The sequence below is a fragment of the Maribacter vaceletii genome, assembly GCF_003634105.1.
Taxonomy (GTDB): domain Bacteria; phylum Bacteroidota; class Bacteroidia; order Flavobacteriales; family Flavobacteriaceae; genus Maribacter_B; species Maribacter_B vaceletii.
In genome coordinates, this window is sequence record NZ_RBIQ01000007.1 from 21402 (window position 1) to 35226 (window position 13825).

Below are 13825 nucleotides of genomic sequence, written 5' to 3' on the forward strand. Positions count from 1 at the left end.
TTATTAATAACTTATCCTTTCATAAAAAATATTTCTTTAAACATACTACTCTTCTGAATCGTCTGTTTTAGTTTCAGCTACAGCTACAGGAGGAGTATCAACTTTTTTATTTCTACCTCTTCTTGTAGATTTTTTCTTAGCAGGTTTACCAGCATTATATAGCTCATTAAAATCTACTAACTCTATCATTGCCATATCTGCGTTATCCCCTAAACGATTTCCTAGTTTAATAATTCTAGTATAACCACCTGGTCTCTCTCCAATTTTCTCAGAAACCTCACTGAACAAAGCTGAAACAGCATACTTGTCTCTTAAATTTTTGAAAACAATACGTCTGTTATGTGTTCCTTTATCTGCAGTTTTATTATTTTCTGCTTTAGCTTTAGTAATTAAAGGCTCTACAAATTGTTTTAAAGCTTTTGCTTTAGCTACTGTAGTATTAATTCTCTTGTGTTCAATTAAGGAACAAGCCATATTTGCCAACATTGCTTTTCTGTGGGCAGCTTTTCTTCCTAAATGATTAACTTTTTTACCGTGTCTCATTATTTATTCTATTTTCTTCCTTATCAGAGCTTTTCTCTTCTAATAGAAGTAAAATTAATCTTTATCTAATTTGTATTTTGATAAATCCATACCAAAACTTAATCCTTTGTTGATAACCAACTCTTCTAATTCCGTTAAAGACTTTTTACCAAAGTTTCTAAACTTCATTAAATCATTTTTATTAAAAGAAACTAAATCTCCTAATGTATCAACCTCTGCAGCTTTTAAACAATTTAGTGCTCTTACAGATAAATCCATATCCACTAATTTAGTTTTTAATAACTGACGCATATGTAAGGATTCCTCATCATATGTTTCCGTCTGTGCTATCTCATCTGCTTCTAAAGTTATTCTTTCATCAGAAAATAACATAAAGTGATGTATTAAAACTTTAGCTCCTTCTGTTAAAGCGTCTTTTGGATGAATAGAACCATCTGTAACAATTTCAAAAACCAATTTCTCATAATCCGTTTTCTGTTCTACTCTAAAGTTTTCAATACTATATTTTACATTTTTTATTGGTGTAAATATAGAATCAATAGCAATAGTTCCTAAAGCTACTCCAGATTTCTTATTTTCTTCTGCTGGTACATATCCTCTACCCTTGTCTATTGTAATTTCCATATTAATGCTAACTTTAGCATCCATATTACAAATTACTAAGTCTGGATTAAGAACTTGGTAACCAGAAATAAATTTCTGAAAATCTCCAGCAGTTAATTGATCTTTACCACTTACAGATATAGAAACAACTTCTGCTTCAGAATCTTCAATTTGCTTTTTAAAACGTACTTGTTTTAAATTTAAAATAATCTCGGTAACATCTTCTACAACTCCCGGTATAACCGAAAATTCATGCTCTACCTTATCAATTCTTACAGAAGTAATAGCATGACCTTCTAATGAAGAAAGTAATACCCTTCTTAATGCGTTCCCAACCGTTAATCCATAACCTGGTTCTAAAGGGCGAAATTCAAATTTGCCTTCAAAATCAGAGGAATCGATCATTATTACTTTATCGGGTTTCTGAAAATTAAATAATGCCATATTCGATTGGTGTTGTTTATTTAGAGTATAACTCGACTATTAATTGTTCTTTAATATTCTCTGGAATTTGCATTCTTTCTGGAACAGAAACAAAAGTTCCTTGTTTAGTTTCAGAATTCCATGTCATCCATTCGTATACATTATTATTTGATGATAATGCATCTTGAATTGTTTGTAGAGATTTAGATTTTTCTCTTACACCTACAACATCACCAGCTTTTAAAGAATAAGAAGGTATGTTAACCAACTCACCATTAACTGTAATATGTCTGTGTGATACTAACTGTCTAGCTCCTCTTCTAGAGTTAGAGATACCCATTCTAAAAACTACGTTATCTAATCTAGATTCACATAATTGAAGTAATACTTCACCGGTAACTCCTTTACTACTATTCGCTTTTGCAAATATTCCTCTAAATTGACGCTCTAATATACCATAAGTATACTTTGCTTTTTGCTTTTCCATTAACTGGACAGCGTATTCAGATTTTTTTCCACGACGACGATTATTTCCGTGTTGTCCTGGAGGATAATTTTTCTTTTCAAAAGACTTATCGTCTCCAAAAATCGCTTCTCCAAACTTACGAGCGATTTTACTTTTTGGTCCTGTATATCTTGCCATTTTCTAAAAATTTGAAAGTGTGATTATGAATTAAGGCTTATCCTTCGATAATCGTAACTACACTCTCTATGAAATAATAAATTAATTAAACTCTTCTTCTCTTTGGAGGTCTACAACCATTATGAGGCATTGGAGTAACATCAATAATTTCTGTTACCTCTATTCCTGCATTATGAATAGAACGAATAGCAGATTCTCTACCATTTCCAGGTCCTTTTACATAAACCTTTACTTTTCTTAAACCTGCTTCATGAGCAACTTTAGAACAATCTTCTGCAGCTACTTGAGCAGCATAAGGAGTATTCTTTTTTGAACCTCTAAAACCAAGCTTACCCGCAGACGACCAAGAGATAACATCCCCCTTTTTATTTGTCAACGAAATAATGATATTGTTAAAAGAAGCAGTAACGTGAGCTTCACCCACAGACTCTACTATAACTTTACGTTTTTTAGTAGATTTAGCATTTGCTTTTGCCATAATACCTAATTATTATTTAGTTGCCTTTTTCTTGTTAGCAACTGTTTTTCTCTTTCCTTTTCTGGTTCTAGAATTATTCTTAGTTCTTTGACCTCTTAAAGGTAAACCAGATCTATGACGTATTCCTCTGTAACATCCAATATCCATTAGACGCTTGATGTTTAATTGAGTCTCTGAACGTAATTCCCCTTCAATAGTAAAAGAAGAAACCGCATCTCTAATACGACCTATTTCATCATCATTCCAATCCGATACTTTAGTATCTTCACTAACTTGAGCCACTTTTAAAATCTCTTTAGCTCTACTGTTACCAATTCCAAAAATGTAAGTTAAGGCAATTACGCCTCTTTTTTGTTTTGGTATGTCTATACCTGCAATTCTTGCCATAACTATCCTTGTCTTTGTTTAAATCTAGGATTCTTTTTGTTGATTACATACAACCTGCCTTTTCTACGCACAATTTTGCACTCGGCACTTCTCTTTTTTATTGATGCTCTAACTTTCATCTCTATCTATCTTAATATCTATAAGTGATTCTAGCCTTACTTAAATCATAAGGACTCATTTCTAATTTTACTTTATCGCCTGGAAGCAATTTTATGTAATGCATACGCATTTTACCAGAAATATGAGCCGTTACTACATGTCCATTTTCTAACTCTACTCTAAACATAGCATTTGATAATGCTTCGATTATAGAGCCATCTTGTTCTATTGCTGCTTGTTTAGCCATAAATTATGCTACTTTTCTGTTTTTACCAGATTTCATTAATCCATCGTAATGTCTATTTAACAAGTAAGAATTTACTTGTTGCACTGTATCTATAGCAACACCCACCATAATTAATAGTGATGTACCTCCATAAAACATAGCCCAACCTGCCTGTACATCCATAAGTTTTACAACAATTGCTGGTAAAACAGCTAGCAAAGCTAAAAATATAGATCCAGGTAACGTAATTAAAGACATTATTTTATCTAAAAAATCTCCAGTTTCTTTTCCAGGTCTTATCCCTGGTATAAATCCTCCACTTCTTTTTAAATCATCTGCCATTTTATTCGTAGGAACTGTTATAGCAGTATAAAAATAAGTGAATATGATAATTAAGAAAGCAAATAATAAATTATATGCCCATCCAAAAATATCAGCAAATTGTACTTGCATCCATTGCCCTGCAGAAGTCTCATCAAAAGCTTGCCCAATTAAACCAGGAACAAACATAATAGCTTGTGCAAATATTATAGGCATTACACCAGATGCATTTAATTTTAATGGAATATATTGTCTTGAACCGGCAACATTCTTTTCATATCCACCAGAAGCAGTTCTTCTAGCATATTGTACTGGTATCTGACGTGTAGCCATTACTAATAAAATACTAGCTAATATAACCAAGAACCATACTATAACTTCCACAAGAATAAACATTAAACCACCATTATTATTAGTAGTTCTAGATAAAAATTCTTGAACAAAAGATTGTGGCATGGTAGCAATAATACCTATCATTATTAATAAAGAAATACCATTACCAATACCTTTATCTGTTATTTTTTCTCCTAACCACATTGCAAATACGCAACCTGAAACTAAAATAATAACAGCAGGAACCATAAAATCTAAACCTTTACCTAACAAGAACGCACTGTCTCTAACACCAAATGCTTCTAATCCATAAAGATAAGCCGGCGCCTGTACAATACAAATTCCTATGGTTAACCATCTTGTGATTTGGTTTATAGTTTTTCTTCCACTTTCTCCTTCTTTCTGAAGTTTTTGAAGATAAGGGATAGCAATACCCATTAATTGCACTACAATAGAAGCTGAGATATAAGGCATAATACCTAAGGCAAAAACAGAAGCATTAGCAAATGCACCTCCAGTAAAAGCATTAAGTAATCCAAAAATACCTTGATCCGTACTTGAAGCAAGTGATGCTAACTGTGTAGAGTCAATACCCGGAAGTACTATTTGGCAACCAAAACGGTAAACCAATAAAAGACCTAAAGTAATTAATATTCTATTCCTTAGTTCTTCTATTTTCCAGATATTAGATATTGTATCAAAAAAATTCTTCATAGTGTCTATTCTATACTTATAAACTTATTGCTTCACCACCTGCTGCTTCAATAGCAGCTTTTGCTGTTGCTGTAAATTTATGAACTGATACTTTAAGAGAAGCTTTTAATTCTCCTCCTCCCAATATCTTAACTAAATCATTTTTTCCAACTAAACCATTTTCAACTAATGCGTCAAAAGTAAGTTCGTTTTTAATAACTTTATTATCAACTAATTCTTGTAAAGTAGATAAGTTAACACCCTTATATTCTTTACGATTAATATTGGTAAAACCAAACTTAGGCACACGCCTTTGTAATGGCATTTGACCACCTTCGAAACCAATCTTTTTAGAATAACCAGATCTAGATTTAGCACCTTTATGACCTCTTGCGGCTGTACCACCTTTACCTGATCCTTGACCTCTACCTATACGCTTACCGTCTCTTTGAATAGATCCTTCAGCTGGTTTTAGATTACTTAAATTCATTACACTAATATATATTAAGCTTCTTCAGAAGAAACTAAGTGTTTAACTTTATTTACCATACCTATAACACTAGGAGTTGCATCATGTTCAACTACCTGTCCTATTCTTTTTAAACCTAGAGCTTCTAAAGTTCTCTTTTGATTTAAAGGTCTTTTTATACTACTACGTATTTGTGTTACTTTAATCTTTGCCATAATATCTTATATTATCCTTTAAAAACTTTTTCTAAAGAAACTCCTCTTTCTTGAGCTATTGTCTTAGCATCTCTTAATTGTAATAAAGCATCAAAAGTAGCTTTTACTACATTGTGTGGGTTAGATGACCCTTGAGATTTAGATAATACATCTTGAACACCTACAGCTTCCAATACCGCTCTTACAGCTCCACCTGCAATAACTCCAGTACCATGAGATGCTGGTTGGATATAAACTCTAGCACCACCAAATTTACCTTTTTGCTCATGAGGTAAAGTTCCTTTATTTAAAGGAATACGAATTAAATTCTTTTTAGCATCTTCTATTGCTTTTGCAATTCCAGTTGCTACCTCTTTAGATTTTCCAAGACCATGACCAACTACTCCGTTTTCATCACCTACAACTACTATTGCAGAAAAGCCAAAAGCTCTACCACCTTTAGTAACTTTGGTAACTCTTTGTACACCAACTAATCTGTCTTTTAAATCTAAACCTCCTGGTTTTACTGTCTCTACGTTTTTATATTTTTGAAACATAATGCTATTTAAAATTTAAGTCCTGCTTCCCTTGCGCCATCGGCCAAAGATTTAACTCTTCCGTGATATAAATTCCCTCCTCTATCAAAAGCTACTTTATCATAACCAGCTTTTAAAGATTTCTCAGCTATTGCTTTTCCAACTAATTTTGCAATTTCTGATTTGTTTCCTTTAGAATCAATTGCTTTATCTCTAGATGACGCTGCAAGTAAAGTAATACCTTTTACATCATCTATTAACTGAGCGTATATTTCACTATTACTTCTGAAAATTGATAATCTAGGTCTTTCTGCCGTACCAGAAGAAACTTTTCGTATTCTTCTACGAATTCTATATTTTCTTTGTGTCTTTGATAATTTCATAATGCTATTCTTAAGCTGATTTACCGGCTTTTCTTCTTAATATTTCTCCAACAAACTTAATACCTTTTCCTTTATATGGTTCTGGCTTACGGAATGATCTAATTTTTGCTGCAATTTGACCAACCAATTGTTTATCGTATGAAGTTAATTTTACTATTGGGTTTTTACCTTTTTCAGATATTGTTTCCACTTTAACTTCTGGAGCTAAATCAATAACAATATTATGAGAAAAACCTAAAGCTAAATCTAACTTTTGACCTTGATTACTTGCTCTATAACCTACACCTACAAGTTCTAGTTCTTTTGTCCACCCTTTAGAGACACCATTAACCATATTCAAAACTAATGATCTATATAAACCGTGTTTTGCTTTTTGATCTTTAGAGTCTGATGATCTAGTAACTTTTACTTCACCTTCTTCTACATTTATAGAAACACCAGAGAATTCTTGAGTTAACTCTCCTAATTTACCTTTTACAGTAACAACATTATCTTTAACTTCAACAGTTACACCTTCTGGAATTGCTACTGGATTATTACCTATTCTAGACATTTTTTTAATCTTTAAATATTAATAAACGTAGCATAATACCTCGCCACCTACATTTTCATCTTGCGCCTGCTTACTAGTCATTACTCCATGAGAAGTAGACACTATAGCTACACCAAGTCCATTAAGAACCCTTGGCAAGTCTTGTTTTCCAACATACTTACGTAAACCAGGTTTACTAACACGTTGTAATTTTTTTATTACAGGCTCTTTAGTTACTTTATTATATTTTAAAGCTATTTTGATAGAACCTTGTACTTTGTCTTGTTCGAATTTATAACTTAATATATATCCTTGATCGAATAATATTTTTGTTATTTCTTTTTTAACATTAGAAGATGGTATATCTACCACTCTATGCCCTGCTCTGCTGGCATTTCTAATTCTTGTTAAATAATCTGCTATAGTATCAGTTACCATTTTTATTTATTTCGGTGACGGTTTTTAACACTATTGTTAAACCTGAAACCAGTTAATACTCTTAATAATTACCAGCTTGCCTTTTTAACACCTGGTATTAAACCTTGATTAGCCATTTCTCTAAAAGTAACCCTAGAAATTCCAAAAGTTCTCATGTATCCTTTAGGTCTTCCAGTAAGCTTACAACGATTATGCATACGAATTGGCGATGCATTTTTAGGTAATTTTTGTAGCGCTTCATAATCTCCAGCTTCTTTTAAAGCTTTTCTTTTTTCAGCATATTTAGCTACAGTTTTTGCCCTTTTTCTTTCGCGGGCTTTCATTGATTCTTTAGCCATACTAGTTCTTTTTAAAAGGTAATCCTAATTCGGTTAATAATGATTTTGCTTCTTTATCTGTATTTGCAGAAGTTACAAATGTAATATCCATACCATTAATACGATTAATTTTATCAATATTAATTTCAGGAAATATGATTTGCTCTGTAATACCTAAACTATAATTCCCTCTTCCATCAAAACCAGTAGCTTTAATTCCTTGAAAATCACGAACTCTAGGTAACGCACTAGTAACCAATCTATCTAAGAATTCATACATTCTTTCACCACGCAAAGTCACTTTAGCACCTATTGGCATACCTTTACGTAATTTAAAAGAAGCAACATCCTTCTTAGACATAGTAGCAACAGCTTTCTGTCCAGTAATAATAGTCATTTCATCAACAGCATGATCAATCAACTTTTTATCAGCAACTGCAGCTCCAATACCTCTACTTACAACTATCTTTTCTAACTTAGGAACTTGCATTATATTTTTATAACCAAATTCCTCTTTAAGAGCACCTACAATACGCTCTGTATATTCTGTTTTTAATCTTGCAACGTAAGCCATAACTAAATTACTTCATTGGATTTTTTAGAAACTCTAACTTTCTTACCATCTCTTAAGTCATAACCAACCCTGGTTAAATCACCAGATTTAGGGTCAACTAAAGAAAGATTAGAAACATGAATTGGAGCTTCTTTTTTAACAATTCCTCCTTGAGGATTTTTTGCACTAGGTTTTTCATGTTTAGACACCATATTAGCACCTTCAACAATTGCCTTGTTTTTCTGAAGATTTACACTTAAAACTTTACCTTCCGTACCTTTATGGTCACCAGCAGTAATTTTAACCGTATCTCCTGTTTTAATTTTTAATTTCTTCATTGTACTGAATATATTATAGTACCTCAGGGGCTAATGATACAATTTTCATAAATTGTTTGTCACGAAGTTCTCTAGCTACAGGCCCAAAAACACGCGTACCTCTCATTTCTCCAGTTGGATTTAACAATACACACGCATTGTCATCAAAACGTATATATGAACCATCAGGTCTTCTTACTTCTTTTTTAGTTCTTACAACTACCGCTGTAGAAACTGCTCCTTTTTTAATACCACCATTTGGAGTTGCCTCCTTAACAGTAACAACGATTTTATCGCCAATTGAAGCATATCTTCTTTTTGTACCACCAAGTACACGTATAGTCAAAACTTCTTTTGCACCGGTATTATCTGCTACCTTTAGTCTAGATTCTTGCTGTAACATATTATTTAGCTCTTTCTAAGATTTCTACTAATCTCCAACACTTGTTCTTACTTAAAGGACGTGTTTCCATAATTTTGACTTTATCGCCAATATTACAATCATTCTTTTCATCGTGTGCAACATATTTCTTTGTTTTTAACACGAACTTACCGTACATAGGATGCTTAACTCTTTTAACTTCTGCAACAACAATGGATTTTTCCATTTTATCACTAGTTACTACTCCTATTCTCTCTTTTCTTAAGTTTCTTTTTTCCATAAAGCAGAACCAATTATTGGTTGTCCCTATTAGTTAATTCCGTAGCCAATTTAGCTACTGTTCTTCTAACTTTTCTTATTTGAAGTGGGTTTTCTAGAGGTGTTACAAAATGCGCAATCTTTAAATCAGCATGAAGTTTTTTTAACTCCACCAACTTCTCCGTAAGTTCCTGGTTGGACAATTCTTTTATTTCTTGTTTTTTCATGATACTTACGTTTAATCTTGAACAGTATAATCTCTAGCCACAATAAATTTAGTTTTAACTGGCAATTTTTGCGCAGCTAAACGTAAGGCTTCTTTAGCTATATCTATAGATACTCCTGCTATTTCAAATAAAACCCTACCTGGTTTTACAACAGCTACAAAATATTCTGGAGCACCTTTACCTTTACCCATACGTACCTCTAAAGGTTTTTTCGTAATAGGCTTATCTGGAAATATCTTTATCCATAACTGCCCCTCTCTCTTCATATATCTTGTAGCAGCAATACGAGCAGCTTCAATTTGACGGGATGTTAAAAAAGATGTATCCAAGGACTTTATACCGAACATACCATTTGAAAGCAAATGCCCTCTTCCGGCATTACCCTTCATACGGCCCTTCTGCATTTTACGAAACTTCGTTCTTTTTGGTTGTAACATTTTCTTACTTCTTTAAAAAATTACTTTCTACGACGTGGTTTTCTTCCACCATCATTTTTTCCACCTTTTCCACCTTGGCTCTTTTGCATTCCAACTAATGGAGAAAGCTCTCTCTTTCCATATACTTCACCTTTCATTATCCAAACTTTGATTCCCAATCTACCATAAGTAGTATGAGCCTCATGCAAAGCATAATCAATATCTGCTCTAAAAGTAGATAATGGAATACGTCCATCTTTATAAGATTCTGAACGAGCCATCTCTGCACCATTTAAACGTCCAGAAATTTGAATCTTAATACCTTCAGCATTCATTCTCATAGCAGCCGCAATAGACATTTTTATTGCTCTTCTAAAAGATATTCTAGATTCAATTTGCCTTGCAACACTTGCCGCAACCAAATTAGCATCTAACTCAGGTCTTTTAATTTCATATATATTAATCTGAACTTCCTTACCTGTAATTTTCTTAAGCTCTTCTTTAAGCTTGTCTACTTCTTGACCACCTTTACCAATTATGATACCAGGTCTTGCCGTTGTAACCGTAACAGTAATAAGTTTTAAAGTACGCTCAATGATAACTCTAGATACACTTGCTTTTGATAAACGAGCATGAATATATTTTCTAATTTTATCATCCTCAGCTAACTTATCTCCATAATCATTACCACCGTACCAGTTAGATTCCCAACCTCTGATGATTCCTAAACGATTACCTATTGGATTTGTCTTTTGTCCCATTCTAGCTTTGTGTATTATTGTTAGACCCAACAACCAATGTTACATGGTTGGAACGTTTTCTAATTCTATGTGCTCTTCCTTGAGGCGCAGGGCGTAATCTTTTTAACATACTACCACTATCCACTCTAATCTCACTTACAATAAGATCAGCATCTTCAACATTAGCATCCTCATTCTTTGCTTGCCAATTTGCAATTGCAGAAAGCAATAATTTCTCTAACCTTCTAGAAGCCTCTTTAGGATTAAATCTTAGAGTAGCTAAAGCGCTTTCAACTTTCTTACCTCTTACCAAATCTGCAACTAAACGCATTTTTCTTGGAGAAGTAGGGCAATTATTAAGTTTAGCAAATGCTACTTTTTGTTTTTCAGCCTTTATTCTTTCGGCCATTTGTTTTTTACGAACTCCCATAGCTTACTTTTTTCCTTTATTCTTTGCCCCTGCATGACCTCTAAAAGATCGTGTTGGAGAAAATTCTCCTAATTTATGACCTACCATATTTTCAGTAACAAAAACAGGGACAAATTGTCTTCCATTATGTACCGCAATAGTAAGACCTACAAAATCAGGTGTTATCATTGAAGCTCTAGACCAAGTCTTAATTACTGACTTTTTACCAGAAGCTGCATTCTGTTGGATTTTCTTATCCAAACTATAGTGAACGTAAGGTCCTTTTTTTAGTGAACGTGCCATTTCTTTCTACTTTTTATTTCTTTCTACGTTCTATTATATACTTGTTTGTACTCTTAGTCTCAGAACGAGTTCTAAATCCTTTAGCAGGTATTCCGTTTCTTGATCTTGGATGACCACCAGAAGCTCTACCTTCACCACCACCCATTGGGTGATCCACTGGGTTCATTGCTACCGGTCTAGTTCTTGGTCTCTTACCTAACCATCTAGTTCTACCTGCCTTACCAGACACCAATAATTGGTGATCAGAATTCGAAATAGCTCCTATTGTAGCCATACAACCAGAAAGAATTAATCTAGTTTCTCCTGAAGGCATTTTTACAGTAACAAACTTACCGTCTTTTGCCATTAATTGAGCAAAAGTTCCTGCACTTCTAGCCATAACAGCACCTTGACCAGGACGTAATTCTATACAAGAAATAACAGTTCCTAATGGAATCTCACTTAAAGCAAGTGCATTACCAACTTCTGGAGCTGCACCTTGACCCGAAGAAACCTTCTGACCAACTTGCAAACCATTTTGTGCAATTATATATTTTTTTACTCCATCAGCATATTCTAACAAAGCAATAAATGCTGTTCTATTTGGATCATATTCAATAGACTTTACAGTAGCAGCAACATCTTGCTTATCTCTTTTAAAATCTATTACACGATACCTTCTTTTATGACCACCACCTCTATGGCGCATTGTCATTTTTCCTTGACTGTTTCTACCTCCTGATTTTTTTAACGGAGCAAGCAAGCTTTTTTCCGGCTTATCAGCAGTAATGGCGTCAAATCCATTAACTACTCTAAAACGCTGCCCAGGAGTGATTGGTTTTAATTTTCTAACTGACATCTCTTGTCTTTATAGATTACTGTAAAAATCAATTATATCACCTTCAGCTACATCAACAACAGCTTTTTTCAAAGCATTTGTCTTTCCATGCTGTACACCTGTCTTAGTGTAACGTGACTTTCTAGTAGGCCCGTAATTCATAGTACGTACCTTTTTTACGGAAACACCGTAAGTTGCTTCAACAGCATCTTTTATCTGAATCTTATTAGCCTTTGGACTAACAAAGAAACCATAACGATTATACAACTCGCTATCAGCGGTCATTTTCTCAGTTATTATCGGTTTTATCAACACACTCATGTTTCCTATTTATTTAAAGTTGCTTCAATTCCTTCTAAAGAACCTTCAAGCAATACAATATTATTTGCATTTAATATCTTGTAAGTACTTAATTCTGAGTTAGTTACAACTTCAGAACGCTCTAAATTACGCGAAGACAAATATACACTATTATTTGAATCACCCAACACAAATAAAGACTTTTTGTTTTCTAAGCCTAAAGACTTAAGAACCTCAATAAAATCTTTAGTTTTTGGCGCATCAAAACTAAAATCTTCAAGAACTACAATTGCATTCTCTTTTGACTTAATTGTAAGTGCAGATTTTCTAGCCAAACGCTTAACATTTTTGTTTAACTTTTGCGTATAATCTTTAGGTCTTGGGCCAAAAATACGACCACCACCTCTAAAGATTGGAGACTTAATACTACCAGCACGAGCCGTACCAGTACCTTTTTGCTTTTTAATCTTTCTAGTACTACCAGCAATCTCTCCTCTTTCCTTAGCCTTATGTGTACCTTGTCTTTGATGTGCTAAATATTGCTTAACATCTAAGTAAACCGCATGATTATTTGGTTCTATTGCGAAAACTGAATCTGAAAGCTCTGCTTTCCTACCCGTATCTTTTCCTTTAATATCTAAAACTGCTACCTTCATTACTTCTGAATAGTTACGTAAGCGTTTTTATGTCCAGGAACACAACCCTTTACTACTAAAAGATTTTTTTCTGGAACTATTTTCAATACTTTAAGATTTTGAACAGTAACTTTATCACCACCCATTCTTCCAGCCATCTTCATACCTTTAAAAACTCTAGCAGGATACGAAGCCGCACCTATAGAACCCGGAGCTCTTAATCTGTTATGTTGACCATGAGTTGCTTGACCAACACCACCGAAGCCATGTCTTTTAACAACACCCTGAAAACCTTTTCCTTTTGATGTGCCTACAACATCAACAAATTCACCTTCTACAAAAACATCAACACCTACAGTGTCTCCTAATTTGTACTCTCCTTCAAATTCCTGAAATTCAACGACTTTTTTCTTAGGTGAAGTACCTGCTTTTTTAAAGTGACCTGTTTCAGCCTTATTAGCACGTTTTTCCGCCTTGTCATCGAAACCAAGCTGAAGGGCATTATACCCGTCTACCTCTTCGGTTCTGACTTGGGTAACCACACATGGTCCAGCCTCAATAACGGTACATGGCATATTTTTACCATTATCGTCAAAAATACTAGTCATGCCTACTTTTTTTCCTATTAACCCAGACATTTGTTTTAAATTATGGATACTTGATTTAAAAAATAAATCCCATCTCCGTTTATATTAATTATTCGTATTACTCTTAACTTTTACACATAAAAAAAGGGTCAAAACTAATTCAACCCTGAATTTTGTTTTTTCCGTTTTTCCTTCGCACGCAGCTCAGGACATGTACACTTTATTTACCTAAAGAGGTTTTTAGTGGCGGCAAAAATAGGAAT

General features: G+C 33.6%; 28 protein-coding genes. All 28 read right to left on the reverse strand.

From position 1 onward, the window contains the following. Positions 1–45: 45 nt before the first annotated feature. Positions 46–543 (reverse strand): 50S ribosomal protein L17, encoded by a 498-nt coding sequence (rplQ, locus tag CLV91_RS00210; protein ID WP_121062802.1) that lies wholly within the window; start codon positions 541–543, stop codon positions 46–48. Between the two features lie 54 nt (positions 544–597). Continuing rightward, the gene (locus CLV91_RS00215) at positions 598–1590 is read right to left on the reverse strand and encodes a DNA-directed RNA polymerase subunit alpha (protein WP_121062804.1); all 993 of its coding nucleotides are present in this window, start codon (positions 1588–1590) and stop codon (positions 598–600) included. 16 nt (positions 1591–1606) lie between these two features. Then, a complete protein-coding gene (gene rpsD, locus CLV91_RS00220) occupies positions 1607–2212 on the reverse strand; it encodes a 30S ribosomal protein S4 (RefSeq protein WP_121062806.1) in 606 nt (201 codons plus the stop codon). 85 nt (positions 2213–2297) lie between these two features. Next, complete coding sequence (rpsK, locus tag CLV91_RS00225) at positions 2298–2690, reverse strand: 30S ribosomal protein S11 (RefSeq protein ID WP_121062808.1); 393 nt, start codon at positions 2688–2690, stop codon at positions 2298–2300. A 12-nt stretch (positions 2691–2702) separates the two neighbouring features. Then, positions 2703–3077, reverse strand: coding sequence for a 30S ribosomal protein S13 (gene rpsM, locus CLV91_RS00230; protein WP_121062810.1), 375 nt, complete (start codon positions 3075–3077; stop codon positions 2703–2705). Between the two features lie 2 nt (positions 3078–3079). Further along, the gene (ykgO, locus tag CLV91_RS00235) at positions 3080–3196 is read right to left on the reverse strand and encodes a type B 50S ribosomal protein L36 (RefSeq protein ID WP_013621733.1); all 117 of its coding nucleotides are present in this window, start codon (positions 3194–3196) and stop codon (positions 3080–3082) included. Between the two features lie 11 nt (positions 3197–3207). Beyond that, complete coding sequence (gene infA, locus CLV91_RS00240; protein WP_013751343.1) at positions 3208–3423, reverse strand: translation initiation factor IF-1; 216 nt, start codon at positions 3421–3423, stop codon at positions 3208–3210. Positions 3424–3426: 3 nt separating this feature from the next. Next, a complete protein-coding gene (secY, locus tag CLV91_RS00245; RefSeq protein WP_121062812.1) occupies positions 3427–4770 on the reverse strand; it encodes a preprotein translocase subunit SecY in 1344 nt (447 codons plus the stop codon). Between the two features lie 16 nt (positions 4771–4786). Further along, positions 4787–5239: a 50S ribosomal protein L15 gene (gene rplO / locus CLV91_RS00250; RefSeq protein ID WP_121062814.1), complete on the reverse strand. Its 453-nt coding sequence runs from the start codon at positions 5237–5239 to the stop codon at positions 4787–4789. Between the two features lie 14 nt (positions 5240–5253). Further along, the gene (gene rpmD / locus CLV91_RS00255; protein WP_121062816.1) at positions 5254–5433 is read right to left on the reverse strand and encodes a 50S ribosomal protein L30; all 180 of its coding nucleotides are present in this window, start codon (positions 5431–5433) and stop codon (positions 5254–5256) included. 11 nt (positions 5434–5444) lie between these two features. Continuing rightward, complete coding sequence (gene rpsE, locus CLV91_RS00260; protein ID WP_121062818.1) at positions 5445–5969, reverse strand: 30S ribosomal protein S5; 525 nt, start codon at positions 5967–5969, stop codon at positions 5445–5447. An 8-nt stretch (positions 5970–5977) separates the two neighbouring features. Next, positions 5978–6331: a 50S ribosomal protein L18 gene (rplR, locus tag CLV91_RS00265; RefSeq protein WP_121062820.1), complete on the reverse strand. Its 354-nt coding sequence runs from the start codon at positions 6329–6331 to the stop codon at positions 5978–5980. A 10-nt stretch (positions 6332–6341) separates the two neighbouring features. Next, positions 6342–6884 (reverse strand): 50S ribosomal protein L6, encoded by a 543-nt coding sequence (gene rplF, locus CLV91_RS00270; RefSeq protein WP_121062822.1) that lies wholly within the window; start codon positions 6882–6884, stop codon positions 6342–6344. Between the two features lie 18 nt (positions 6885–6902). Further along, positions 6903–7301: a 30S ribosomal protein S8 gene (gene rpsH / locus CLV91_RS00275; protein ID WP_121062824.1), complete on the reverse strand. Its 399-nt coding sequence runs from the start codon at positions 7299–7301 to the stop codon at positions 6903–6905. A 68-nt stretch (positions 7302–7369) separates the two neighbouring features. Next, the gene (gene rpsN, locus CLV91_RS00280) at positions 7370–7639 is read right to left on the reverse strand and encodes a 30S ribosomal protein S14 (RefSeq protein ID WP_121062826.1); all 270 of its coding nucleotides are present in this window, start codon (positions 7637–7639) and stop codon (positions 7370–7372) included. A gap of 1 nt (position 7640) precedes the next feature. Further along, entirely contained in the window at positions 7641–8192 is a 552-nt protein-coding gene (gene rplE / locus CLV91_RS00285; RefSeq protein ID WP_121062828.1) for a 50S ribosomal protein L5, read from the reverse strand. Between the two features lie 2 nt (positions 8193–8194). After that, positions 8195–8509, reverse strand: coding sequence for a 50S ribosomal protein L24 (gene rplX / locus CLV91_RS00290; protein ID WP_121062830.1), 315 nt, complete (start codon positions 8507–8509; stop codon positions 8195–8197). A 13-nt stretch (positions 8510–8522) separates the two neighbouring features. Beyond that, on the reverse strand, positions 8523–8891 hold the full coding sequence (rplN, locus tag CLV91_RS00295) for a 50S ribosomal protein L14 (protein WP_013993867.1): 369 nt from the start codon (positions 8889–8891) through the stop codon (positions 8523–8525). Between the two features lies 1 nt (position 8892). Next, positions 8893–9150 carry a 30S ribosomal protein S17 gene (gene rpsQ / locus CLV91_RS00300; protein WP_121062832.1) on the reverse strand — a complete coding sequence of 86 codons (258 nt, stop codon included), beginning with the start codon at positions 9148–9150 and terminating at the stop codon, positions 8893–8895. A 13-nt stretch (positions 9151–9163) separates the two neighbouring features. Then, the gene (rpmC, locus tag CLV91_RS00305; protein ID WP_121062834.1) at positions 9164–9355 is read right to left on the reverse strand and encodes a 50S ribosomal protein L29; all 192 of its coding nucleotides are present in this window, start codon (positions 9353–9355) and stop codon (positions 9164–9166) included. Between the two features lie 11 nt (positions 9356–9366). Further along, positions 9367–9792: a 50S ribosomal protein L16 gene (gene rplP / locus CLV91_RS00310; RefSeq protein WP_121062836.1), complete on the reverse strand. Its 426-nt coding sequence runs from the start codon at positions 9790–9792 to the stop codon at positions 9367–9369. Between the two features lie 20 nt (positions 9793–9812). Next, entirely contained in the window at positions 9813–10532 is a 720-nt protein-coding gene (gene rpsC / locus CLV91_RS00315) for a 30S ribosomal protein S3 (protein WP_121062838.1), read from the reverse strand. Between the two features lies 1 nt (position 10533). Continuing rightward, positions 10534–10941 carry a 50S ribosomal protein L22 gene (gene rplV / locus CLV91_RS00320; RefSeq protein ID WP_121062840.1) on the reverse strand — a complete coding sequence of 136 codons (408 nt, stop codon included), beginning with the start codon at positions 10939–10941 and terminating at the stop codon, positions 10534–10536. Positions 10942–10944: 3 nt separating this feature from the next. Further along, entirely contained in the window at positions 10945–11223 is a 279-nt protein-coding gene (rpsS, locus tag CLV91_RS00325) for a 30S ribosomal protein S19 (protein WP_121062841.1), read from the reverse strand. A gap of 13 nt (positions 11224–11236) precedes the next feature. Beyond that, a complete protein-coding gene (rplB, locus tag CLV91_RS00330; protein WP_121062843.1) occupies positions 11237–12061 on the reverse strand; it encodes a 50S ribosomal protein L2 in 825 nt (274 codons plus the stop codon). Between the two features lie 9 nt (positions 12062–12070). Then, positions 12071–12361 (reverse strand): 50S ribosomal protein L23, encoded by a 291-nt coding sequence (rplW, locus tag CLV91_RS00335; RefSeq protein ID WP_121062845.1) that lies wholly within the window; start codon positions 12359–12361, stop codon positions 12071–12073. A gap of 5 nt (positions 12362–12366) precedes the next feature. After that, on the reverse strand, positions 12367–12996 hold the full coding sequence (gene rplD / locus CLV91_RS00340; protein ID WP_121062847.1) for a 50S ribosomal protein L4: 630 nt from the start codon (positions 12994–12996) through the stop codon (positions 12367–12369). Continuing rightward, positions 12996–13613: a 50S ribosomal protein L3 gene (gene rplC, locus CLV91_RS00345; protein ID WP_121062849.1), complete on the reverse strand. Its 618-nt coding sequence runs from the start codon at positions 13611–13613 to the stop codon at positions 12996–12998. The genes rplD and rplC overlap by 1 nt, the downstream gene beginning before the upstream one ends. Between the last annotated feature and the right edge of the window lie 212 nt (positions 13614–13825).

Bases quoted from the DNA above. Each gene is read 5' to 3' on its own strand.
- rplQ (WP_121062802.1), bottom strand. From the start codon at position 543: ATGAGACACGGTAAAAAAGTTAATCATTTAGGAAGAAAAGCTGCCCAC.
- CLV91_RS00215 (WP_121062804.1), bottom strand. From the start codon at position 1,590: ATGGCATTATTTAATTTTCAGAAACCCGATAAAGTAATAATGATCGAT.
- rpsD (WP_121062806.1), bottom strand. From the start codon at position 2,212: ATGGCAAGATATACAGGACCAAAAAGTAAAATCGCTCGTAAGTTTGGA.
- rpsK (WP_121062808.1), bottom strand. From the start codon at position 2,690: ATGGCAAAAGCAAATGCTAAATCTACTAAAAAACGTAAAGTTATAGTA.
- rpsM (WP_121062810.1), bottom strand. From the start codon at position 3,077: ATGGCAAGAATTGCAGGTATAGACATACCAAAACAAAAAAGAGGCGTA.
- ykgO (WP_013621733.1), bottom strand. From the start codon at position 3,196: ATGAAAGTTAGAGCATCAATAAAAAAGAGAAGTGCCGAGTGCAAAATT.
- infA (WP_013751343.1), bottom strand. From the start codon at position 3,423: ATGGCTAAACAAGCAGCAATAGAACAAGATGGCTCTATAATCGAAGCA.
- secY (WP_121062812.1), bottom strand. From the start codon at position 4,770: ATGAAGAATTTTTTTGATACAATATCTAATATCTGGAAAATAGAAGAA.
- rplO (WP_121062814.1), bottom strand. From the start codon at position 5,239: ATGAATTTAAGTAATCTAAAACCAGCTGAAGGATCTATTCAAAGAGAC.
- rpmD (WP_121062816.1), bottom strand. From the start codon at position 5,433: ATGGCAAAGATTAAAGTAACACAAATACGTAGTAGTATAAAAAGACCT.
- rpsE (WP_121062818.1), bottom strand. From the start codon at position 5,969: ATGTTTCAAAAATATAAAAACGTAGAGACAGTAAAACCAGGAGGTTTA.
- rplR (WP_121062820.1), bottom strand. From the start codon at position 6,331: ATGAAATTATCAAAGACACAAAGAAAATATAGAATTCGTAGAAGAATA.
- rplF (WP_121062822.1), bottom strand. From the start codon at position 6,884: ATGTCTAGAATAGGTAATAATCCAGTAGCAATTCCAGAAGGTGTAACT.
- rpsH (WP_121062824.1), bottom strand. From the start codon at position 7,301: ATGGTAACTGATACTATAGCAGATTATTTAACAAGAATTAGAAATGCC.
- rpsN (WP_121062826.1), bottom strand. From the start codon at position 7,639: ATGGCTAAAGAATCAATGAAAGCCCGCGAAAGAAAAAGGGCAAAAACT.
- rplE (WP_121062828.1), bottom strand. From the start codon at position 8,192: ATGGCTTACGTTGCAAGATTAAAAACAGAATATACAGAGCGTATTGTA.
- rplX (WP_121062830.1), bottom strand. From the start codon at position 8,509: ATGAAGAAATTAAAAATTAAAACAGGAGATACGGTTAAAATTACTGCT.
- rplN (WP_013993867.1), bottom strand. From the start codon at position 8,891: ATGTTACAGCAAGAATCTAGACTAAAGGTAGCAGATAATACCGGTGCA.
- rpsQ (WP_121062832.1), bottom strand. From the start codon at position 9,150: ATGGAAAAAAGAAACTTAAGAAAAGAGAGAATAGGAGTAGTAACTAGT.
- rpmC (WP_121062834.1), bottom strand. From the start codon at position 9,355: ATGAAAAAACAAGAAATAAAAGAATTGTCCAACCAGGAACTTACGGAG.
- rplP (WP_121062836.1), bottom strand. From the start codon at position 9,792: ATGTTACAACCAAAAAGAACGAAGTTTCGTAAAATGCAGAAGGGCCGT.
- rpsC (WP_121062838.1), bottom strand. From the start codon at position 10,532: ATGGGACAAAAGACAAATCCAATAGGTAATCGTTTAGGAATCATCAGA.
- rplV (WP_121062840.1), bottom strand. From the start codon at position 10,941: ATGGGAGTTCGTAAAAAACAAATGGCCGAAAGAATAAAGGCTGAAAAA.
- rpsS (WP_121062841.1), bottom strand. From the start codon at position 11,223: ATGGCACGTTCACTAAAAAAAGGACCTTACGTTCACTATAGTTTGGAT.
- rplB (WP_121062843.1), bottom strand. From the start codon at position 12,061: ATGTCAGTTAGAAAATTAAAACCAATCACTCCTGGGCAGCGTTTTAGA.
- rplW (WP_121062845.1), bottom strand. From the start codon at position 12,361: ATGAGTGTGTTGATAAAACCGATAATAACTGAGAAAATGACCGCTGAT.
- rplD (WP_121062847.1), bottom strand. From the start codon at position 12,996: ATGAAGGTAGCAGTTTTAGATATTAAAGGAAAAGATACGGGTAGGAAA.
- rplC (WP_121062849.1), bottom strand. From the start codon at position 13,613: ATGTCTGGGTTAATAGGAAAAAAAGTAGGCATGACTAGTATTTTTGAC.